The following is a 21,300-nucleotide window of genomic DNA, read 5'->3' on the forward strand; positions in this document are numbered from 1 at the left end:
GACTCCGATGCGGAAACACGCCGTCGCTGCAGGTTTGGTCCTCCTCTGCTGGGTCGGGGCGGCCCAAGCCGAGTGCAACCTGCGCATCTCCGAGGTCCGGACGGGGAGCATCCTCGACTACGACCCGTTCCGGGCCGGCGGTTCCATCGGCCGCATGTTCGTCGAGGTGCAAAACCCCGGCAGTACGTCCTGCCGCGGCCGCCTCGTCCTGGAGACGCGCGGCTCGACGAATCTGGCGATGCACGGGCCCGGCGGCTCGCTCATCTACCGTCTGCGCGGGCCTCAACGGCAGTATGTGCGGACGACCGGTGCACCCGCCGACGGCGTACCGTTCGTTGCCGCCGCAGGGCGCCCGACCAGCGTCGACTTTCAGGTCGAGGTGAACGAGGGGCAGATGATGACGCCCGGCGTCTACCTCGACAATCTCCGGTTGGTGCTGCTGGACGCGGAAACGGATCAGGTTCTCCAGGAGGTGACCGGCGAACGGATCGCCGCGGAGGTCCTGCCGCGCGTCCAGAGCAACCTCGCCGGAACGGCGGGCGCCTTCTCCCCCGGCGCTACCTTCAGTTACATGGATTTCGGGATCCTGGAGACGGGCGAGAGCCAGTCGGCATTTCTCCAAGTGCGCGCGAATACCGCCGTACGCATTCGCGTCTCCTCGGAGAACGGTGGCGTTCTGAAGCACGTCGAACAGCCGGGCCTTCCCTCGGTCGCCTACACCGCGCGTCTCGACGGTGTCCCGGCCGACATGTCGGCCCCGATCGAGATCATGCGTCGTCCACCAGTCCGTTCGACCGGCACGAACTACGAGATCCGCGTTACGATCGGCGACGTGCGGAACAAGTTCGCCGGCCGCTATCGCGACACCGTGACCGTCGAGATCGACCCGCAGTAGACGATCACCCCCCCTTATTCTGGGGAGTTAGGGGCACGTTAACCGAACCGATGCATTCTTTCCTTCGGAATTGCCGTAGGAGATGCAGCGATGAAGCTCGGACATATCGCGATAGCGGCCGCACTCGCTGCCACGACGCCGGCAGGGGCGATGTCCATGGCTCACGCTGGCACCATCAGCTTCCGCATCCTCGCGGTGGTGCCCGTCTTCTGCGAAGCCGAGGTGGCCGGCACCGGCACGACGTCTGCCGGGCTGATTCAAACCAGCCTCAAGCAGCACTGCAACACCGATCACCTCCTGACCGTCTCGGTCGACCCGGAGATCGCGTCGCGTGCCGCGACCCTGCGGATCGTCCTCGACGGCGACGCCCGCTCCGCCGTTGGCCTGGGCAGCGCCGACTTCCCGCAGGCCGCGCGCTTCAACGGCCTGCGCCAGCTCTCCATCAGCACCTCCGGCCTGTCGCAGCGCGACTCCGAACGCCTGGCACGCAGCGTTACCGTCTCGGTTCAGCCAATCTGACCGCCGGCAGCACGGTCCTGGCTCAAACCAAACGCGCGCGCGTCGTCCCAGCTCTTCAGCCGACCTTCAAGACGCATCCCTCAACCTTCCGGTGCCTTCGTCGAGCGGCTGCATAGGTCGCCGCCGAACCCGCCGCAACACCTGCGCGGGCGCCTCCGTGAGGATTGTCGGCTGCGGCGATGCTTCGGCACTCGCAGATCGACACGGTCGCACCTATGTTGGCGCGCGCCGGGCGCTCGCGGCCGGGAGGGACGAAGCTGATGATGGGACCACACCAGAGATGAACACCACCGCCAGCGCCACCCGCGGCGTCCAGGGCCAGACCGCCTATGGCGGCATCGTGCTGCCGACCCATCACGAGATCGCCGAGACGATCGCGCCCTACGTCGTCGAGAGCCATCCGATTGACAGCGCAGCGTGGAAGGCCATCGCCGGGCCGGTGCAGCGCTACTTCTGGAAGAAGTACCACATCAAGCGGCTGCTGAAGCGCAACCCGCGCTCGCAGTCGAAGGTGCGGAACGAATACGAGGAGACCTGGGACTTCCGGGACTGGCCGTCGCCGGCCGACATGCGGATGAAGCTGACGCCGTGCACCTGGGGCGACCAGGGGCTGCACGTGCGCACGCACGGCACGAAGCGCGTGCACCTGCTGCTGCTGGCGCGGGTACTGCGCGCGCTGAAACCGAAGACTGTCCTGGAAGTGGGCGCCGGCAACGGCCTCAACATCCTGGTCCTGGCGGCGATGTTTCCGGAGATCCGGTTCACCTCGATCGACCTGACCCAGGCCGGCGTGGCGAAGGCACATGCGGCGCAGGCCGAGGAGACGCTTCCGCAGCTTCTGATGGAGTATGCGCCGGAGCCGGTGGTCGACCCCATCGCCCATCGCCGCGCCGACATTCGCCAGGGCGATGCCAGCCGCCTGGAGTTCGCCGACAATTCCTTCGATCTGGTCTACACGTCCCTCGCACTGGAGCAGATGCAGGCGGTGCGCGATGCCGCCGTCTCGGAGTGCGCCCGCGTCGCCAGCGGGCATGTCGTGAACGTCGAGCCGTTCCGCGAAGTCAACGACCGCGGGACGCGCAAGCACTACACGATCTTCAACAACTATCTCGACCTGAAGATCGCCGAACTGCCGCGCTTCGGGCTCGAGCCGAAGCTGACCTTCGACGACATCCCGCACAAGGTGACCATCGGCTACGGCCTCGCGGTCAGCAAGGTGCGCGGCAGCTGAAACGCGCGCCTCGCCGGCTCATGCCGGCGGCGCGGTCGGACCGTAATGCGCCCGGCCGTACGGAAAGGCGTTGCAGTCCCAGCGCGGCAGCGCCTGCGGCCGGCAGGAGAGGTCTGCCGCGGTGACGTCGCGCGGCTCGACGTTGAAGGAATAGCGCGCGCCCGCTTCGCTGAGCAGGCGCTCGGTCGTCGCGTCGAATGAGTGGAAGCCGCCATAGGGATAGCAGAACGTCTCGACCGGCGCATCCAGTACCTCCGCGAGCGCCCTGAACGAGGCATCGATCTCCGTCCACTGCTCCGGCTCGGAGAGCTTGCTCATCAGCAGGTGGTTGGCACCGTGGCTGCCGATCGTCATTCCGCCTTCCGCCATGCGCCGCAGTTGCGCCGCGTCGACGTAGAAGTCGTGCTTGATCGCCGCCTCCATGGCGGGGTCTATCCCGAAAGCCCCCATGAGCCGGTCCAGAACCGCCGCCCGGTGCTCATAGGAGATGAAGTAGTTCATCACCCGCTTGAAGGTGGTGGTGTCGGCGTCGTTGTCCTGGCGGGTGTAGGTCTGGCGGCGGAAGGCATCGATGGTACCGTGCGACAGCATCGTGTCGTCGACGAGGCGCATCGCCGCATCGAGCGCGCGGGTACCGCCGACGCGGCCGAGCAGGACGTGGATGCGGTGCACGTCGAGCAGCCGGTCGGAGCGCAAGATCGCCGACGGCGCATAGAACACGCCCCACAAGCCGCGCGCCGACAGTTCGTGGAAGACGTGGTCGTAGTGGTCCGAAAAGGCGTCGTCGAAGGTCAGCACGGCAGCGTCAGGCACCGGGCCGCCCTCCAGCGCTTCCACGAACGCGTCGCGCGAGACGAAGCCCACTGTCTCCTTCAGCCAGTCGAGCTGTCGGCGGAAGCCGTCGACGTGCAGGTAGCGGAAGTGCGGCATATCGGGCGGCACCGGCCGGACATAATGATACATCACGGCCTTCATCGCGCGGCTCCCTCATCCGCAGCCAACGGCTCGGACAGAATCGGCTGGCTGAGGATCGGGGCGGCGGCGTCGCGGCGCTCGCGGTCGGCGAGGTAGCGGTCGACCATGCCGTCGGCGAAGTTCCGGTAGACTTGAGCCGTCGCCGCTTCGGAGAAATCGCGCCGGCGATAGAGGCGCCCCCCCTCGGGTACAGGGATCTGTGGCAGCCGCTCCAGCCGGTCGAAATTGCGCACGATGGCGGCATAGGCAGACGCCATGTCGGCGATCAGCCGGTTGCCGATTTGGTGCGGCGTGTCGCCGGGAAACACGCGGGCGCGGATCTGATGGATCACCTCGCCAGTGTCGACGCCGGCGTCGATGTGCATGAAGGTGGCGCCGACGAATTCGGGCTCGCCGTTCACCAGCGGCCAGAAATTCGTGCCTGTCCCGCGATAGTAGGGCGACAGGCCGAGATGCACGTTCAGGAAACGGCCCGGAAAGGCCGACAGCAGCGGTTCGCGGACCAGCGAACAGCCGTAGGCCAGCATCAGGTCGGGGCGCAGCGCCACCGTCGCCTCGGCGCAGGCCGGGTCGTTGATGCCGCCGCGCGGCACCCGGACCGGGTTCGACCGATCAGGGACAATGCGGACGAAGGCGCCGAAGAAATCCTCCTCCGAGCGGGCACGCGCCACGATGTGCGCCTTCTGCTCGGCGGACACGTCGGGAGCGGCGACCAGATCAACCAGCGTGTTCTCGACGCCTTCGCACCAGCTCCGCGCCACGTCGATGCCGGGCGCGGCCGCGAGCGCCGTACGCAGGAAGGTGTGGCGGAGTTCGCTGCCGGTGAGGATGACGATGCGGCGGGTCACGGGTCTCGGCGGTGCAGGGGAACCTGAGGAGGGCGCGGATCCTGATCCTACAGCGACGACGCCGGGGAAGCGACACGCACGGCTTGCCGTTCGGCCGCCGACGCACGAAATGTGGCGCTCAGACCCACCCGACAGCCACCGGACGGAACGTGACGCCGCCGAGACGCCGATGACCGCTCCCGCATCGATCCTCCTGCCGGTCGAGGTGCAGTCGCGCGAACTCGACGCGAAACTGCTGCTCGCCTGCGTGGCGGCGGAACGCGGCCACACCGTTTTCTTCGGCTGCCGGACCCGGCTGCACCGCATGGCGCACCGCCTGCCCGCGTCGATCTACCTGGGCAAGGGCCTGACCAAACGGGCGCTGAAGGGGTTCCAGGCGATGGGCGCGCTCGGCCACCGGGTGATGGCCTGGGACGAGGAAGGCCTCGTCTACATGACCCCGGAGATGTACCGGCGCCGCAAGCTGGCACCCGCCACCCTGGCGCGCCCGGACACGCTGTTCGCCTGGGGCGAGGACAATGCCGAGATCTGGCGCGGCACCGACGGCTATCGGGGTCAGCCGATCGTGGTCAGCGGCAACGCGCGCGCCGACATGATGCGCCCCGAACTGCGCAGCTACCACGCCGCGGCGGCCGGCCGGCTGCGCGAGCGGTTCGGGCGCTTCGTTCTGGTCAACTCGGCCTTCGGCGGTGTGAACCATTGGGTACCCGCCATGTCCGGCTCGACCGAGGATACCGGCGTGCCGCTGCCGCCGGAACTGCTCGGAACCACCCGCGACCCGGCGATGAACGCGCACCGCAAGCGGCTGTTCGGCGCCTTCCTGGAGATGCTGGGCCCCCTCGCCGACGCGCTCGGGCCGGAGCGCGCCGTCGTCGTGCGACCGCACCCGTCGGAATCGCCCGACGCCTGGATCGCCGCCGCCGGCGGCCGGCCCAACGTGCACGTGCTGCACGAAGGACCGATCATCCCCTGGCTGCTGGCCACCGAAGCGGTGATCCAGAACGGCTGCCAGACGGCGGTAGAGGCATTCCTGCTCGACCGCCCGACCGTCGCCTACCGGCCGTACGTTCACGACCTCTACGAACTGCCGCTGCCCAACATGCTGAGCGCCGACGCGCGCACGTTCGACGAACTGGTCGACCTGCTGACCGCCGCCGGCACGCTGCGCCCGTCACAGGACGAGGCCCGGACGCACATCATCCGCCGCTACGTCACCGGCATCGACGGCGCGCTCGCGTCGGAGCGGATCGTCGACGCGCTGGCCGGTGCGACGGTCGCCGCCCGCCCGCCCGCGCTCGGCCGGCTGCGCGAGCAGATCCGCGCCCGCGCCCGCGGCGTGCGCCGGGCTCTGGGCATCGCCGCGGGCCAGAAGAACGGGCACGAGCGCTACCTGGCGCACATCTTCCCAGACCTCTCCGCGGCCGACGTCGAGGGCCGTATTGGACGTCTGACCGCGGCCACCGGCCGTTTCGGCGGCGTGCGTGTGGACCCGCTGGGGGACAACGTCTTCGCCCTCGCCGCCTGACGGGTCAGGTCTCTTCGTCCTCCAGCCGCCAGCGTCCCGTCTCGAGCATCGCCTCAAGAATCTGCAGGTCGAGCGGCGTATCCAGATTGGCGCTGCGCTCCGCCGGCATCACGAACGGCACCGTTCCGGCCGGGATGAACTTGCGGTCGCGGAGCAGCAGGTCGCGATCGATCAGGTAGAAGGCACCGTTGAGCGCGTAGAGGTCCGGCAGTTCCTGCCGCGGCCGACCGGACTCGCCGCCGAGATAGGATGCGACGCGCCCATCGGCGATCACCTGCATTTTCTGCGGATGCGGCCCCTCGTAGGGGCAGAGGCTGACCATGGCCGCGACGGGGTCGGTCCGCTCGCACGTGTCGAGCAGCCCCTCGAGGTCGCCGCGCGTGCGCAGCGGCGTGGTCACCTGCAGCAGCAGGATCCAGCCCGCAGGAATGCCGGCGCTCTCCACGAGTTGCGCCACCACGTCGGCGGAGCCGGCCGAGGCGGTCGCGAGATGCGCCGGCCGGAGCCCGGGTGCCGCCACGCCGAAGCGCTCGGCGACGGCATGCATCTCCGGCGCGTCGGTCGAGACCAGCGTCCGGTCGATCCGCGGGCAGCCGAGCGCCAGGCGGATCGTCCGCTCCAGCAGACTCATCCCACCCAACATGTACATGTTCTTGCCGGGGATGCCCTTCGATCCCCCGCGCACCGGTATGATCGCCGTCAGCGGCCGTCCCTTGAGCACCCTTTCCGCTCCCTTCTGCGGCGCGCGGCCGCATCGGCCCGCATGCGTGTGGCTTGCATCGCCGCCCGGCGGCAGTATGTAACGCGCGGGTCGCGCCGGCGCGACCACCGATCCGGGAGGGGATGATGGTTGCTGCGGAGGCCAGTCGCGGAGTCAGTCATGGTGCCGGTCCCCGGCACGACGACAGGGCCAGTGAAAAGGTCCCGGCCTGCGACCTGTGCGGATCCGCCGACGCCGTGGAAGTGGCGGCGGCGACGCCGGAGAATTGCCGGACCATGCTCTGCCGCCGCTGCGGCCTGATGTACGCCTCGCCGCGCTTCTCCGTCGACGTCCTCTCGACCTTCTACGACGACGAATTCCGCGGCGATGCCGGCGCCTTCGCGCGGGCCGGTGCTGCGGGCGTCGCGCGGGCCAAGACGGAAAAGGAGGAGCGGGTCGCGCGGGAATGGGCGGTGCCCCTGGTGACGCGCCATCTCGACCCGCGCGGCAAGCGGATCCTCGACCTGCGCTGCCGCACCGGCGCACTGTCCCAGGCGCTCGCCGAACGGGGCGCCGACATGTGGGCGGTCGACCCCTTCCGGCCCAACCTGGACCTCGCCGCCGCGCGTGGCCTGGAGCGGCTGTACGAGATCCCGGTCACCGGCTTCGACGATCTCGCAGCGTTCGAGGACGGCAGCTTCGACGCGGTCGTGGCACTCAGCATCCATGTGCTGGCGCATGTGCGTTCGCCGATGGCCTTCCTCGAGCGGGTGCATGCCCTGCTGAAGCCGGGCGGCCTGCTGATCATCGACGAGAAGGACGTGCTGGAGCCGCACCGGCAGTCGGGTCCCTCGGTGTTCACCTCGGGTCCCGTGCACAACTTCCATTTGACGATGGACACCTTCGACGCCTACTTCCGTGGCGCCGGCTTCGAGATCGTCCACAGCGGCCTGGACGGCGCCCGCTCGACGGCGTTCCGGCACATGGTCGGCGTCGCGCGCCGCCCTCTGGCGGGGGCCGCGGCAGCTGCGGCCCGGCCGCCGTGGACGGGCCGCACGATCGAGCAGCGGCTACGCCGCGTCGAGCGGATGATGCCGCTCCGGCGTCTGGGGTCTATGGTGCGCGCTTCCGGCAAGCGGCTGCGGAAGCTCCTCGCCGCGTGACGGGCCGGACGGCGGATCAGCATACTGCCCGAACATCGGACTCTGATTTGTGAAAAGCGTCTTCCGCATCTTCTTCAGTATCTACGCCAGCAAGCAGTTCAGGATCATCGGCTGCTTGGCCCTTGCAGCGCTGGTCGAGGCCGTCGGCTTGGCAACACTGCTACCCGTCCTCAATACCATAGGCGGCGGCGGCGAGAGCAAAGCGGGCGCGGTCCTGAACGACGTCTTCGCGCGGATCGGCCTGCATCCCGACATGCTGACGCTCACCCTGATCATCGTGATCCTGATGATCCTGAAGGCCGGGCTCAGCGTCCTAGCCATGAGTTACGTCGGCTATGCCGTCGCCGACCTCGCGACGAAGCTGCGGCTGGAACTGGTGGCGCGCCTGATCCGGGCGCGCTGGTCCTATTTCGTCGGGCAGCCCGTCGGGCGGATTTCCAACATCGCCGGGCTGGAGGTGACGCGATCGGCGGAAGCGTACCTGATGTCGGCACAAGCCATCACGCTGATGATACAGGCGGCCGGCTATACCGTGGTCGCCCTGTTCATCTCCTGGCCGATCGCCCTGGTCGCCATCGGCGGCGGCGGCGCGATGACCCTGCTGCTGCAGAGGTTCGTGCGCAAGACGCGCCGGGCGGGGCGCCGCCAGACCCAGCGAACGAGCGAACTCGTCATTCAGCTCAACGATGCCCTGGTCGGTATCAAGCCGCTGAAAGCGATGGCCCGTCACGCCCAGGTCATCCGCTTCCTGGAAGGCAAGATTGCCGAACTGCGGCGCGCGCTGCGCCAGCAGACGCTGTCGAAACAGATGACCAAGTACATTCAGGAGCCTTTACTGGTCATTTTCCTCGCGGTCGGCCTCTATGTAACGACGACCTTCTGGGGCATCCCGCTGTCGGAACTGCTGGTGATGGGCCTGCTGATCGAGCGGACGATAAGCAGCGTCGGTAAGGTGCAGCAGGAGGTGCAGAAGGCCGCGGCCGTCGAAAGTGCCTTCTGGTCGGTACACCGACTGGTGGAGGAAGCCGGCGCCGAAGCGGAAACTCACATCGGCACGCGGGGCCCCACGCTGACGAAAGGTTGCTCGTTCCGTCACGTCCACTTCTCGTTCGGCGACACCAAGGTGCTGAATGACGTTTCGATCGATATTCCCGCGGCGAGCGTCACGGTCATCACCGGCGGCTCCGGTGCGGGCAAGACCACGATGACCGACCTGTTGCTGGCACTGCACGCCCCGGACGGCGGCGAGATCCTGATCGACGGCGCGCCCCTCGGCGAGATCGACGTGGCGCAGTGGCGCAGCATGGTGGGCTACGTCCCGCAGGAACTCATCCTGTTCAACGATTCGATCGCCGCGAACGTGACCCTCGGTGACCCGACCCTGTCGGAGGAACGCGTAGTCGACGCCCTCACTGCGGCGGGCGCCCTCGATTTCGTCGAGAAGCTGCCCGACGGCATCCATACCCAGGTCGGCGAACGCGGCTCCCGGCTGTCGGGCGGGCAGCGTCAGCGGATCGCGATCGCGCGGGCACTGGTGCACGAGCCGAAGCTGCTGATCCTGGACGAGGTGACGAGCGCGCTCGACCCGGAGACCGAGGCGAGCATCTGCCGCAACATCCGCGCCCTCACTGCCCGCGGCATCACGGCGCTCGCGATCACCCACCGCGAGGCGTGGCTGGCCGCGGCCGATCGGGTCTATCACCTGGAGGAAGGCGTGGCCGAGCGGCTCCGGGTGGACCAGCCGGCCGCTTAGGCGGGGTCGGCACCCATCCGTTTCGCGACCGCCCGCAGCACGTCGTGGAACATCGCCTCGGTCAGCCGGCCGGTGTTCGTGTTGTAGCGCGAGCAGTGATAGCTGTCGGCGAGCACCAGCCCGGCCGGCAGCATGTGCTCCGCGCCGTGCCGGAAGGGATGGTCCTTCAGCCGCGCACCCAGCGTCGTCAGCACAGTCTCATGCGCCACTCGTCCGAGGGCCAGGATCACGCGCAGTGCCGGCAGCGCCGCGATCTCCGCCCGCAGGAAGGCGCGGCAGGTCGCGATCTCGCCGCCCGTCGGCTTGTTCGCCGGCGGCAGGCAGCGCACGGCATTGGTGATGCGGCAGCCGACCAGTTCCAGCCCGTCGTCGGCGCGCCGGTCGAACGTCCCGCGCGCCAGGCCGAAGCGGACGAGCGTCGGATAGAGCAGGTCGCCGGCATAGTCGCCGGTGAAGGGGCGCCCCGTCCGGTTGGCGCCCTTCAGGCCAGGCGCCAGCCCGACGACGAGCAGCCGCGCATCGGTCGAGCCGAACGGCGGCACCGGCGCGTTGTGCCAGTCGGGCCCGCACGACCGCCGCAACTCCTCGCGGAAGGCGACCAGTCGCGGACACAGCGGACAGTCGCGGTCCGGCAGCGTGCCGGGCGCGACGGCCGTCGGCGGGGCCGCACGCGTCAAGACAGGTCCGCCACGGCGACGACCTGATCGGAGGCGGGCAACGCCAGCGATCCGGCGATCATCTCGATCAGCGTGGCTGTGGTCATGGCGAGTGCGGCACGCGCCTCCGGGCCCGGATCGGCGGCCAGCATCCGCTCGCGCTCGGCGAGCGAATGGATGATCAGCGTCGTCGTCAGCGCCAGCCGCTCGCGCAGCACGGCGCGCGGAATCTCGGCCAGCAGCCACGGTACCAGCGCGGCGATGCGCCGGATGCCCTCGTCGTGGCGGCCGCGCACGATTTCCCACATGCGCAGCCCCGGCGTCGCATAGACCTGTGCGGTGAACCGGACATAGGCCTTGCCGTCCGGCCCACCGTCCACCTGCTCGGCGAACGGCAGCACCAGCGCCTCGGCGATGCGGCGCAGCGCTTCCGCCCGCGGCAGGGTGTCGACGCCGGCGATGAGTTCCAGGCGCCGCGCATTCACCACCGCCATGCGGCGCGCGAAGATCTCCCGGATCAGGTCGGTCTTCGTGCCGAAATGATACTGCAGCGCCGACGCGTTGCGCTGCCCCGCTTCCGCGGTGATCCGCGCGATCGAGACGCCGTCTATGCCGTGCTCGGCGAACAGGCGCTCCGCGGCATCGAGAATGCGCTCGCGGGTCTTCGCCTCGCCGCGCACCGGGCGATCGGAGTGGTCGTCGTCCAGAGGCCCCATGGGTCGATTCGCTTTCCTAATGCGAACGCATTAAATCTGCGTTAAGCTTACGCCAACATCCAGCGAGGAGGACGCCAATGGCTACGGCACCCGCCGACAATTTCACACCGCCCCGCCCCTTCGTCGAAGGGCCGTCGGCCTGGACCGGTGCCGAGATGCGCAAGACCGACGCGTGGATATACCGCCTGTCGGACGCCCAGATCGCCGAACTCGAGGCCGCGATGCGCGCGACCCAGGCGAAGGGCCTGGATATCGCCGCCATCGGACGCGACCAGTTCCCGCTTCCGACACTCGGATCCGAACTTCTGAAGATCGAAGACGAGATCGTCAACGGTCGCGGCTTCGTTCTCATCCGCGGCATCCCGGTGGAGCGCTACTCGGTCGCCGAGGCGGCGACCATCTATTACGGCCTAGGCAGTTGGCTCGGCAACGCGCGGTCGCAGAATGCCAAGGGGCACGTCCTCGGCCATGTGCGCGATCTTGGCCTGTCGGCGGAGAAGGACCCCAACGTCCGCATCTACCAGACGACCGAGCGCCAGACCTATCACACGGACTCCTGCGACATCGTCGGCCTGCTCTGCCTGAAGACGGCGAAATCCGGCGGCTTCAGCAGCATCGTCAGCTCGATGACCATCTACAACGTCATGGCGGCGAAGCGCCCGGATCTCGCGGCGCGGCTGATGCAGCCCTTCGCCACCGACCGGCGCGGCGAGGTGCCCGCGGGCAAGAAGCCCTATTTCGAGATCCCGGTGTTCAACGACTATGCGGGCAATCTCTCGGTGATCTACGCCCGCCGCTACATCGACTCGGCCCAGCGGTTCCCCGATGCGCGCCGGCTGACGGCGGAAGACGTCGAGGCGCTCGATTATTTCGACAGTCTCGCCAACGATTCCGAGCTGCGCCTCGACATGGAGTTCAAGCCGGGCGACATGCAGTTCCTGCACAATCACACCCTGCTGCACGACCGCACGGCCTATGTCGACTGGGACGAGCCGGAGAAGAAGCGCCACCTGCTGCGCCTGTGGCTGGCCGCGCCGAACGGCCGCGAACTGCCGCCGGTCTATGCCGAGCGGTACGGGACGGTGACTATCGGCGACCGCGGCGGGATCATCTGCGACGAAACCCGCCTGCACGCACCGCTGGATCCGGTCTGAGCCGGCGACGGTTCGGCCGGTCCGGCCGGTCCGGCTCGCACGACGAACGGCGGCGTCCCGCATCGCGGGCGCCGCCGTTTTCACATCTTCGAGAACATGTCGATCAGGTCGAGGATCGCCGGGCTGAGCAGGACCAGGAACAGCGCCGGGAGGATGAAGACGATCAGCGGCACCGTCATGATCGCCGGCAGCCGTGCCGCCTTCTCCTCCGCCTTGACCATGCGCTGGGTGCGCAGTTCGGCGGCGAGCACGCGCAGCGACTGGGCCAGCGGCGTGCCGAACCGCTCCGTCTGGATCAGCGTGTTCACCAGCGCCTGCACGCCGGGAACGGCGGCGGTGCGCTGCGCCAGATGCTCCAGCGCCTTGCGGCGCTCCGGCAGGAAGCGCAGTTCGATGACGGTGTGGCCGATCTCGTCGGCCATGGCCAGCGAGTTGCCGGCGATCTCGCGTGCGACGCGCTCCATCGCCGCGTCCAGCGACAGGCCGGCCTCGGTGCAGACGACCATCAGGTCGAGCGCGTCGGGCAGGTTCCGGCGCACCTCGGTGGCGCGCCGGGTGACGGCGTTGCGGATGAAGAGCTCCGGTGCATAGCTGCCGGCGAGCGCCGTCCCGATCACCGCGAGCAGCTTCATCGTCGCCGAAAGATTGAACATGTTCAGGCCGTAGACTGCGAAGACCGAGGTCGCCGCGACCCCGAGCGGCAGGACGATCTTGCAGAACAGATAGACGATGGTTGCGTCCGACCGGCGCCAGCCCGCCTGCGCCAGCCGCTCGGCGATCTGCTTTGCCTGGTTGCTGCGGAGAAGATCGAACTTCTCCACGGTCTTGCGCATGAACTGCGCCATGGATTCGCGGGTACCGGCGTTGCGCGTGGTCGAGCGCCGGGCGCCGCGCTGCGCTGCAACCGACTTGATCCGCGCGTCCATCGGATCGCGGCGGAACATCATGGCGACGACCAGGAAGACGAGCATCGTCGAGATCCCGGTCGCGAACAGGATCATCGTCTCGGTCGAGAGCCCCATCATCGGTTCCCGCTCCTAGATCTGGAACTTGGCCATGCGCGACATCACGAAGATGCCGAGCGCCTCGGTGCAGATCGCCGCCCCCAGCAGCATCTTGCCGCGCGGGTCCGTGAAGAGCGCCGACGCATAGTCGGGATTCAGCAGCATCATCGCGCCGAACAGCAGCACCGGCAGCGCGCCGACGATCCAGGCGCTGGCACGCGCCTCGGACGCCATGGCGCGGACCTTCTGCTGCATCTGGTGGCGCCGGCGGATGATGTCGGACAGGTTCTCCAGCGTCTCCGCCAGGTTGCCGCCCGTCTCGCGCTGTACACCCATGCTGATGACGAGAAAATTGAACTCCGGGATCTGCAGGCGGGCCGCGACCGACCACAGCGCCTCGTCCATGTTCTGGCCGAGCCGCACCTGATCGACCACCGCCTGGAACTCGCCCGCCACCGGGTCGGCCAGTTCCGTCGCGATCGACTTCATCGCCTCGCCGACCGGCAGACCGGAGCGGACGCCGCGCACGATCTGGTCGATCGCCTCGGGGAACTGGGTCAGGAACTTGTTGGTGCGCCGGTTGATCATCATGCCGAGCCACAGGTGCGGCAGCAGCAGGCCCAGCCCGACGCCGATGATCGCCGCGACCGGCAGGCCGAGCCCGGCGATCAGGACCGCACCGCCGAACGCGATCCCGCCGAGCACCAGGTTCAGCAGGATGTAGCCGCCGATCCCTAACCGGCTACCCGAACGACGCAGCCGGCCGGTCAGCGCCGCCTGCCGCGCCATGCCGCGGCCGAACAGCCCCTCCATCCGCTGCTGGCGGTTCAGGCGGTCGCGCCGCTGGATCGTCGCCGCCAGGTCGGAGTCGCCGTAGCTGGTCGACCGGATGGCCACCCGCTCCAGCCGCGCCTTCCGCTTCGCCGCCGTCTTGTCGTTGCCGGCGGTCGCGACCAGCAATGCGACGAAAGTGGCGAAGACGCCGCAGAAGATGGCGACGGCGATCGGATCTACCGCTGCGAGGGCAGGCATTCCATCGCCTCCAGGAGCTGCTTGTCGAAGCCGTACTGCTCGGCCCGCGGATGGAAGTTCGGGCGCAGGCCGCTGCACTTGAAGCGGCCCCGCAGCCGCCCGCTCGCGTCGTTGCCTTCGAACTCGAAGGTGTAGAGGTCCTGCGTGATGATCACGTCGCCTTCCATGCCGACGATCTCCGTCACGTGCGTGATGCGGCGCATGCCGTCGCGCATGCGGGAAATCTGCACGACCAGGTTGACGGCGTCGGCGATCTGCGTACGCACGGCGCGCGCCGGCAGGTCGATGCCGCTCATCGCGACCATGTTCTCCAGCCGGGTCAGCGCCTGGCGGGGGCGGTTGGCGTGCAGCGTGCACATCGACCCGTCATGGCCGGTGTTCATGGCCTGGAGCATGTCGATCGCCTCGCCGCCGCGAACCTCGCCGAGGATGATGCGGTCGGGACGCATACGCAGGGCGTTCTTCACGAGGTCGCGGACGTTGACCTCGCCATTGCCCTCGAGGTTGGCCGGACGGGTTTCCAAACGCACCACGTGCGGCTGCTGCAGCTGAAGTTCCGCCGCGTCCTCGATGGTCACGACCCGCTCGCCATGGTCGATCATCTGCGACATGGCGTTCAGCAGCGTCGTCTTACCGGAGCCGGTACCGCCCGAGATCAGCACGTTCAGCCGGCAGCGCGATGCGATCTTCAGCACGGTGCTCAGCGGCGCGGACGTGTTGCCCTGGGCGGCCATCGTGTCGAGGTTGATCGACTTCTTCGAGAACTTACGAATGGAGATGGACGGGCCGTCGATGGCCAGCGGCGGGATGATGATGTTGACGCGGCTGCCGTCCTCCAGGCGGGCGTCGACCAGCGGCACCGACTCGTCGACGCGGCGGCCGATGCGGCTGACGATGCGCGTCGCGACGTTCAGCACGTGCGCGTTGTCGCGGAACACCGCATTGGTGAGCTCGAGCTTGCCGCGGCGCTCGACATAGATCTGCTTCGGACCGTTCACCATGATGTCGGTCACCGCATCGTCCGCCAGCAGCGGCTCCAGCGGGCCGAGGCCCAGCATGTCGTCGATCAGGACCGTGACGAGTTCGCGCTGCTCGATCAGGTTCAGCTTCAGCCGCTGCTCGACGACGATCTCGCCGACCACCTCGGTGATCTGCGTAACCAGTTCCTTGCGCGGCAGCTGCGACGCCGCGGCGATGTCGAGCCGCTCCAGCAGGAGCGGCTGCACGACGCGCCGGGCGTCGTCGATCCGCGTCCGGCTGTTGCCCCGCTCGGCCGGCGCCCCTGCCTGGGCGGTGTGCGCGGCGATCGACGACTGGGCCGACGAACCGGATCCGCCGTACGCACCCTGTCCGCCCTGGGCGCCGGCATGGCCGCCACCGTAACCGCCTCCAAGGCTGCTCCCGGAGCCGCCGCCATGACCGCCACCGTATCCGCCGCTATGCCCGCCGCCGGCACGGCTCTGCTCGCTGAGCTCCTCCAGGACGACGGCGACGAGATCGCGCTGGGCCGCGAGGTCGAGCTTGAAGTCGCCGCTCGCCAGGACGTCGCCGACCGCCGCGCCGATCTGCTCCGCCAGCATGCGGCGCGGCATCGACGCGGTCACCGTCGCGGTCGCGTCGAGGCGCTCCGCGGCACGTTTCGTCGTCAGGCGAACGAGTTCGGCGAAGCGCGCGTCGCGGGCGCTGGCCACCGCGTCGCCGTCGATCACTCTGCCGTCCGGAGGCGTTACCATCTAAATCCTCACTTCCGATTCAGGCGCCAGAAGGGCCGCTTCGCCGGCTTCGTGGTGCCGACCAGCGTCGTCGTCAGAGCGCTGAGCGCCGCGGTCGCCGCCGAGCGCTTGTCCGACGCGAGCGCCGTTCCGAGGTTCGCGGCGGTCGACGCCGACTTGGCGTCGATCGGGATCGTGCAGTCGATCTTGCCGTCCAGGCCCTTCTCGAAGTCCGCCTTGGCGAGCTGGCCGCTCTTCCGGGTGCCGACCAGGTTCGCGACGATCAGCTGGCGCGCCTCGATTCCGGCGGCCCCGGCGAACCGCCGCACGCGATTGACGTCGCGCAGGCTCGCCAGCGACAGGTCGCACACGATGACGATCTCGCTCGCGACCGACAGCAGGTCCGGCTGCGCCACGACCAGGCGCGTCGGCATGTCGATGAAGATCGTGTCGTAGGTCTCCCCCAGCGCGGTCACCAGCTTGCGCACCGCCTGGGGCTCGATCGTCATCGCGTCGTCCAGGGGCTCCTCGCCGCCGAGCACCGCGAACCGCTCCGACGCCTTCACCACCGCGCGCTCCAGGAACACCTCGTCGATCCGGTCCGGATCGCTGAGCGCGTCGCGCAGACCGGTCCCCGGATCGAGGTCCAGCGACAGCGCCACCGTGCCGAGCTGCAAGTCCATGTCGACGAGACAGACCTTGCGCTGCAGCTGGTTGGCCGCGAGCCAGGCGCAGTTCATGGCGACGGTGGTCGCACCCACGCCGCCGCGCGAACCGACGAAGAGGATCGTCCGGGCACCCGACTTGGACTGCGGCGACAGCGTCGCCTCGGTCCGTGCGAGCGCGTCGCGGAAGGCCTCCGGCGTCGCCGGCTTGAGCAGATAGTCCGAGGCGCCCGCCCCCAGCATCCGGCGGTAGAACGCGACGTCGTTGACCGTGCCCAGAACGATGACCCGCGCCTCGCGCTCGAGCATGCCGATCAGGGCACGTACGTCGGCGTCGGGATCGTCGGAGTCGGCGACGTCGACGACCAGGATCCGCGGCGGATCGACGATCGCCAGTGCGCGTGCCGCCGTCGAAACCCCGCCCGACTGTACGCAGGAGGGCGGCCATCCGCGCTCGGCGGCGATCCGGCCAATGACCTCGCGCGTGACGTCGTCGCCGACGAAGGCGGCGAGCGGCTCACGCTCGACGTCCGCCGCGTTCGGGGCCGCTAGTGCTCGTCCCATCAGTTGGACCCTCCCGTGGTGGAGACCGTCTTGGCGCCGGACTTCGCGGCATCCTTGACCGCTTCGCGGTAGTTCCGGATCGTGCCGGCCATGCGCTCGCCGTCGGCCAAGCCCGGGTCACGGCCCTGGACCAGGTCGCCGGGGTCGGCCAGCATGCGTGCGAAGTTGACCGTCGTGGCGCAGCCGTGGTTGCTGGCCGGGGTGTTGGTGAAGTCGGCGCCGGTCTGCTTGCGGAAATCGGGGCAGTCGGGCAGCACGATGTCGTAGCGGCCGACATAGATGACCGCCCGCGCCGGATCGGTCGCCGGCACCGTGCCGGGAACGCCCTCGACCAGGGCGCCCGGGCGGAAGCCCTTCGCGTCCAGCCAGGCCGACAAGGCCTGCATCCGCTGGTCCGCCACCACCGCACCCGCAGCTGCCGGCGCCGTGTCGATATAGACCCGGGCGGCGGGGTCGTTGACGTAGGGTCGAACGAAGCGCTCGAGCGCGGCGATTTCGCCGGCAGGCGGCGTCGTCCTGCCGATGCCGAACTCGATCGCATGGCGCTCGATCTTCCACTCGGCCTGGGTCACCTTCTCGATGCCGGCGACCTCGGGATAGATCGCCTGGGACGAGCAGGCCGCCAGGAGAAGGCCGACGGCGACCGGCAGGATCCCTGCGCGAAGCCGGCGGTTTGCATGTTCGACGGTCATGACGATCCTCACTGCAGGACGAAGCCGTAGGGGCCGGCCAGGCGCCGCTGTCCGGGCAGGTTGTTCTCCGGCCGCTGCTGCGGGTTCGACATCACCTGGTTGGAGTCGAAGGCGGCCTTGTTACCGAAGATGCGCTCATAGTCGTTCGGCGGGACGAGGCCGTCGGTGGGCAGCGCCATCTTCTGCGAGACCGGCCGCACCACGTAGGGCGTCACGATGATGACCAGTTCCGTCTCGCCCCGCTGATAGACGTCCGAGCGAAAGAGCGGGCCGAGCACCGGCAGGTCGCCGAGCGCCGGAAACTTCGATGTCGTCTGGTCCTGCGACGACTGCAGCAGGCCGGCGATGGCGAAGCTCTGGCCCGATCCCAGTTCGACCGTCGTCTCGGCGCGCCGGGTCGAGAGCGCCGGGATGACGAAGTTGCTGATCGTGATCGATCCCGCAGCGGACAGCTCGCTGACCTCGGGGGTGACCGACAGGTTGATGCGGCCGTCGCTCAGCACGGTCGGCTTGAACGCGAGGCTGACGCCGAACTTCTTGTATTCGATCGAGATCGTCCCGCCGTCCTGCGGAACCGGGATCGGAAACTCGCCGCCCGCCAGGAAGCTGGCGGTCTCGCCGCTCATCGCGGTCAGGTTCGGCTCGGCCAGGACCGTCAGAAGACGTTCGTCCTCGAGCGCGTCGACCACCGTGTTGAGGTCGATCCCGCCGCCGGAGAGCAGGCCGTACAGCGCATTCGAACCATCGGTCCCGCGCCTGACGAGATTGGACGTCGGGAAGGTTTCGCCGCTCGGCACGGTCGCCGCGCCCTGCGCCACACCGAAGGTAAAGTCGCCGATCGAGGTGAACAGGTCCCAGCTGATGCCGAACCGCTTGGTGATGTCGCGCCGCACCTCGGCGACGCGGACGCGCAGGTTGACCTGCGTCGGCGCCAGCACCTTGAGGCGGTTGATCACCTTCTCCTCGCCGGCGAAGCCCGCGGCGACCTTGCGGGCCTCCTCCGCGTCCAGCGGATCGCGCACCGTGCCCTCGATCACGACGGAGTCGCCAAGCTGGCGGACGTTGACCGTGGCACCGCCGGTCGCCGAAGAGATGGCCTCGCGCAGCCGGTCGATGTTGAGGCTGACGGTGATCGGCATTCCGACGATCACCTTGTCGTCCTGGTCGACCGCGTAGAGCGAGGTCTCACCGGCGGCCTTGCCGAAGATGTAGATGATCTGCGGCGACTTGACCTGGACGTCGGCGATCGCGGGATCGGCGATGAACACGCCGGCCGCCGGACGATCGAGCCGGATCAGGCGGCCCTGGTGCATGTCGATCGTGAGCGGTGCCGCGTTCGGCGCGATCACCTTCGCGGCGTTGGTCACATCCGCCGAGCCGGCCACGAAGAGGGCGGCGGCAGCGGCAGCGATGAGCAGTTTCCTGGCGTGCATGACGGGTTCCTGGCGCTGATGGGGCCGCGTATCAGTAGGTGACCGGCTGCGGCGCCTGGCCGCCCCGGAGCACGAGGATCTCGCGCTCCTTGCGCTGGTCCTTCTTGACGCGCGCGTCCGGCAGGAGCGCGCTCACTTCGCTGTCGAGGGTGTAAGTCCGCTCGGCGCGGGGGATCGGGCCGACGGCGTTGGCGTCTTCGGCCAGCGCGCCCTCTTCGCTCTTGATGCTGCGCAGGCTGAGGGCGAGGCGGCCGAGTTCGCTCACCATCGCGATGACCTCGGCCTGCTTCGGGTTGACCTCGAGGGTCACGGTCTTCGCCGGCTGACCGGGCGTCCCCTCCTCGAAGTCGGTGCGCTGGTCGGTGGCGAGGATGCGCACGTTGTAGAGCACGGTCTCGCTCGCGCGCCGCTCGCGCTTGCTCTCCTCCGTTGTGTCGATGGCGTGCGTCAGGATCAGGTCGACGCGGTCGCCGGGAAAGATCAGGCCCGCGATGCCGGACGTCATGTTGATCGGCACGGTGACGGCGCGCATGCCGGGGGTCAGGATCGCGGCGAGGAAGCCGCGGTCGCCGGGCCGCACGATCCGCGCCGGGATCAGCGGCTCGCCCTTCGCGATCGACTGCCGGACGACGCTGCCCACCAGGTCCTGCTGATTCACCTGACCCTTGACGAAGTGGTCGGGCGAAACCGTGGTCTCGAGGATCGGCTGCCACCGCATGTGCTCGGGCTTCAGCACCATGCCGGCGGGCATGTTGTCGACGGCGACCAGCACCTCCGGCAGCTGCGGCACCGGCGCGAGATCGCGCGGCCCCACATTCGCGGCGGCACGTTCGGCGGCGATCCAGTTGCGAACCATCATCGTGGTCGCGCCGGCGGCGACGAGCGCCACGACGAGAAGGATGATCATGCGGGCGGACATAGGTTCAATCCCCTCGTTGCCGGCTCAGAGAGCCAGGAGTTGCGACGCGACGGCGATGCCGCCGACCGAGATGGCGATCCCGTAGGGCACGTCGCGCGACACGGTGAGCGTGGCGGCAGGGCCGGCGGACAGGCGCTGCAGGAGCGGACGGCACAGGACGGCCAGGGCGACGACGCCGCCCGCGATCGCGGTGACCAGAAGAAGCAGGGACAGGTGCGTCGGGCCGGCCCAGAGTGAGACGGCTGCGAGCAGCTTGACGTCGCCACCGCCGAACCAGCCGAGACCGAAGGCGACGATGCCGAGACCCAGGACGACCGCGGCGACCGCCAGCGACCAGACGGGGTCGGCCGACGGCGCGACCAGCGCGTAGGGCACGTAGAGGGCGGCGATCGCCAGATTCAGCCGGTTCGGAATGACGTAGTGCCGAAAGTCGCCGAAGGCCGCCCGAAAGAGCAGCACGACGAACAGGCCGATGCAGATCAGGGACAGCGTCGACAGCAGCGACATGAGGATCGGACTACCTTACGGGACCGGCGCGGCCTGTCGGAACGGACCGCGGGCGGGATGCGATAGGCCGGATGGTCCCGGAAAACGGTGAAGAAGCTGTAAATTGTCTGGATCGCGGGCCGCTCGACCGGCTGGTTCCGCCGGTGGGCCGGACCTTTTGTCCGGGCGACCCGATACCGCGTTACCGGCCGCGGCGACCGGGGTCGGCACCGTGATCGGTGCGCCAAAACGGCGAAAGCCGGGCGCCGGCTCCGAAACCCGAAGGTCTGGGGCCGGCCCCGGCTTTCTCGCCGAGGGCGGTGTCAATCCGGAGGACTGGCGCGCCGCCTCAGAGGTTGCCGCCGGCCGTCGTCAGGGCGGTGCCGATGTCGCCGAACAGGCTGTTCAGGCCGCCGGACAGGCTGCCGAGACCAGCCACGAGGGCCACGCCGACCAGAGCCGCGATCAGACCGTACTCGATGGCCGTCGCGCCCTCTTCGTCCTTCAGAAGGCTATTCAGAAACTTGACCATGCCGCTTCTCCCAGGGTTACGGGCAACGAGAAGAAGTTAGGGTCGAAAGCTGAATGAAGCGTAAATCCCATAAGATCGCGCGGATCGGAATGTGATTAGTACATGATGCCGCGGTCGCCCGGCGCG

The 21,300-nt window shown here is 68.7% G+C and carries 21 protein-coding genes; 7 read left to right on the forward strand and 14 right to left on the reverse strand.

All coding sequences use genetic code 11. The annotated features are described in order from the left end of the window. Window positions 1-7: 7 nt before the first annotated feature. The 3 genes from ABIE65_RS02520 to ABIE65_RS02530 all read left to right on the forward strand — a co-directional run bounded on the left by ABIE65_RS02520 (window position 8) and on the right by ABIE65_RS02530 (window position 2,645). Window positions 8-895: a hypothetical protein gene (locus ABIE65_RS02520; protein ID WP_354075295.1), complete on the forward strand. Its 888-nt coding sequence runs from the start codon at window positions 8-10 to the stop codon at window positions 893-895. Between the two features lie 90 nt (window positions 896-985). Next, window positions 986-1,414 (forward strand): hypothetical protein, encoded by a 429-nt coding sequence (locus tag ABIE65_RS02525; RefSeq protein ID WP_354075296.1) that lies wholly within the window; start codon window positions 986-988, stop codon window positions 1,412-1,414. 280 nt (window positions 1,415-1,694) lie between these two features. After that, on the forward strand, window positions 1,695-2,645 hold the full coding sequence (locus ABIE65_RS02530; RefSeq protein ID WP_354075297.1) for a class I SAM-dependent methyltransferase: 951 nt from the start codon (window positions 1,695-1,697) through the stop codon (window positions 2,643-2,645). Window positions 2,646-2,663: 18 nt separating this feature from the next. Here ABIE65_RS02530 and ABIE65_RS02535 read toward each other — a convergent pair whose 3' ends face one another. Both ABIE65_RS02535 and ABIE65_RS02540 read right to left on the reverse strand, forming a co-directional pair. Further along, window positions 2,664-3,620, reverse strand: coding sequence for a polysaccharide deacetylase family protein (locus ABIE65_RS02535; protein WP_354075298.1), 957 nt, complete (start codon window positions 3,618-3,620; stop codon window positions 2,664-2,666). Beyond that, window positions 3,617-4,468, reverse strand: a complete 852-nt coding sequence (locus ABIE65_RS02540; protein ID WP_354075299.1) for a formyltransferase family protein — start codon at window positions 4,466-4,468, stop codon at window positions 3,617-3,619. Before ABIE65_RS02540 ends, ABIE65_RS02535 begins: the two co-directional genes overlap by 4 nt. A gap of 169 nt (window positions 4,469-4,637) precedes the next feature. Here ABIE65_RS02540 and ABIE65_RS02545 point away from each other — a divergent pair, with 169 nt between their 5' ends. Next, window positions 4,638-5,993, forward strand: a complete 1,356-nt coding sequence (locus ABIE65_RS02545) for a surface carbohydrate biosynthesis protein (protein ID WP_354075300.1) — start codon at window positions 4,638-4,640, stop codon at window positions 5,991-5,993. A 4-nt stretch (window positions 5,994-5,997) separates the two neighbouring features. Here the strand turns inward: ABIE65_RS02545 and ABIE65_RS02550 are convergent, their stop codons facing one another. Then, on the reverse strand, window positions 5,998-6,714 hold the full coding sequence (locus ABIE65_RS02550) for an acylneuraminate cytidylyltransferase family protein (protein ID WP_354075301.1): 717 nt from the start codon (window positions 6,712-6,714) through the stop codon (window positions 5,998-6,000). A gap of 125 nt (window positions 6,715-6,839) precedes the next feature. Between ABIE65_RS02550 and ABIE65_RS02555 the strand changes: the two genes are divergently transcribed. Together ABIE65_RS02555 and ABIE65_RS02560 are read left to right on the forward strand one after the other, a co-directional pair. Next, window positions 6,840-7,856, forward strand: a complete 1,017-nt coding sequence (locus ABIE65_RS02555) for a class I SAM-dependent methyltransferase (protein ID WP_354075303.1) — start codon at window positions 6,840-6,842, stop codon at window positions 7,854-7,856. Between the two features lie 49 nt (window positions 7,857-7,905). Next, window positions 7,906-9,609 carry an ABC transporter ATP-binding protein gene (locus tag ABIE65_RS02560; protein ID WP_354075305.1) on the forward strand — a complete coding sequence of 568 codons (1,704 nt, stop codon included), beginning with the start codon at window positions 7,906-7,908 and terminating at the stop codon, window positions 9,607-9,609. On the opposite strand, the gene ABIE65_RS02565 is transcribed toward ABIE65_RS02560, so the two are convergent. Then, entirely contained in the window at window positions 9,606-10,286 is a 681-nt protein-coding gene (locus ABIE65_RS02565; protein ID WP_354075306.1) for a uracil-DNA glycosylase, read from the reverse strand. The two genes, ABIE65_RS02560 and ABIE65_RS02565, sit on opposite strands and share 4 nt — an antisense overlap. Continuing rightward, window positions 10,283-10,981, reverse strand: a complete 699-nt coding sequence (locus ABIE65_RS02570) for a TetR/AcrR family transcriptional regulator (RefSeq protein WP_354075307.1) — start codon at window positions 10,979-10,981, stop codon at window positions 10,283-10,285. The genes ABIE65_RS02565 and ABIE65_RS02570 overlap by 4 nt, the downstream gene beginning before the upstream one ends. Window positions 10,982-11,058: 77 nt before the next feature. Here ABIE65_RS02570 and ABIE65_RS02575 point away from each other — a divergent pair, with 77 nt between their 5' ends. Then, complete coding sequence (locus ABIE65_RS02575; protein WP_354075308.1) at window positions 11,059-12,135, forward strand: TauD/TfdA family dioxygenase; 1,077 nt, start codon at window positions 11,059-11,061, stop codon at window positions 12,133-12,135. Between the two features lie 80 nt (window positions 12,136-12,215). On the opposite strand, the gene ABIE65_RS02580 is transcribed toward ABIE65_RS02575, so the two are convergent. From ABIE65_RS02580 to ABIE65_RS02620, 9 genes are all read right to left on the reverse strand, one after another. Then, a complete protein-coding gene (locus tag ABIE65_RS02580) occupies window positions 12,216-13,160 on the reverse strand; it encodes a type II secretion system F family protein (protein ID WP_354075310.1) in 945 nt (314 codons plus the stop codon). A gap of 12 nt (window positions 13,161-13,172) precedes the next feature. Next, complete coding sequence (locus ABIE65_RS02585; protein ID WP_354075311.1) at window positions 13,173-14,171, reverse strand: type II secretion system F family protein; 999 nt, start codon at window positions 14,169-14,171, stop codon at window positions 13,173-13,175. Beyond that, window positions 14,150-15,904 carry a TadA family conjugal transfer-associated ATPase gene (locus ABIE65_RS02590; RefSeq protein ID WP_354075313.1) on the reverse strand — a complete coding sequence of 585 codons (1,755 nt, stop codon included), beginning with the start codon at window positions 15,902-15,904 and terminating at the stop codon, window positions 14,150-14,152. The genes ABIE65_RS02585 and ABIE65_RS02590 overlap by 22 nt, the downstream gene beginning before the upstream one ends. An 8-nt stretch (window positions 15,905-15,912) precedes the next feature. Then, entirely contained in the window at window positions 15,913-17,112 is a 1,200-nt protein-coding gene (locus ABIE65_RS02595) for a CpaE/TadZ family protein (protein ID WP_354075314.1), read from the reverse strand. Then, on the reverse strand, window positions 17,112-17,804 hold the full coding sequence (locus ABIE65_RS02600; RefSeq protein WP_354075315.1) for a CpaD family pilus assembly lipoprotein: 693 nt from the start codon (window positions 17,802-17,804) through the stop codon (window positions 17,112-17,114). Before ABIE65_RS02600 ends, ABIE65_RS02595 begins: the two co-directional genes overlap by 1 nt. Before the next feature lie 8 nt (window positions 17,805-17,812). Then, on the reverse strand, window positions 17,813-19,237 hold the full coding sequence (locus ABIE65_RS02605) for a type II and III secretion system protein family protein (RefSeq protein WP_354075316.1): 1,425 nt from the start codon (window positions 19,235-19,237) through the stop codon (window positions 17,813-17,815). Between the two features lie 31 nt (window positions 19,238-19,268). Beyond that, the gene (gene cpaB / locus ABIE65_RS02610; RefSeq protein ID WP_354075317.1) at window positions 19,269-20,156 is read right to left on the reverse strand and encodes a Flp pilus assembly protein CpaB; all 888 of its coding nucleotides are present in this window, start codon (window positions 20,154-20,156) and stop codon (window positions 19,269-19,271) included. Window positions 20,157-20,180: 24 nt separating this feature from the next. Beyond that, window positions 20,181-20,663, reverse strand: coding sequence for an A24 family peptidase (locus ABIE65_RS02615; RefSeq protein ID WP_354075318.1), 483 nt, complete (start codon window positions 20,661-20,663; stop codon window positions 20,181-20,183). A 328-nt stretch (window positions 20,664-20,991) separates the two neighbouring features. Then, window positions 20,992-21,174, reverse strand: a complete 183-nt coding sequence (locus ABIE65_RS02620; protein WP_354075319.1) for a Flp family type IVb pilin — start codon at window positions 21,172-21,174, stop codon at window positions 20,992-20,994. Window positions 21,175-21,300: the final 126 nt, after the last annotated feature.

Source organism: Constrictibacter sp. MBR-5 (assembly GCF_040549485.1).
Taxonomy (GTDB): domain Bacteria; phylum Pseudomonadota; class Alphaproteobacteria; order JAJUGE01; family JAJUGE01; genus Constrictibacter.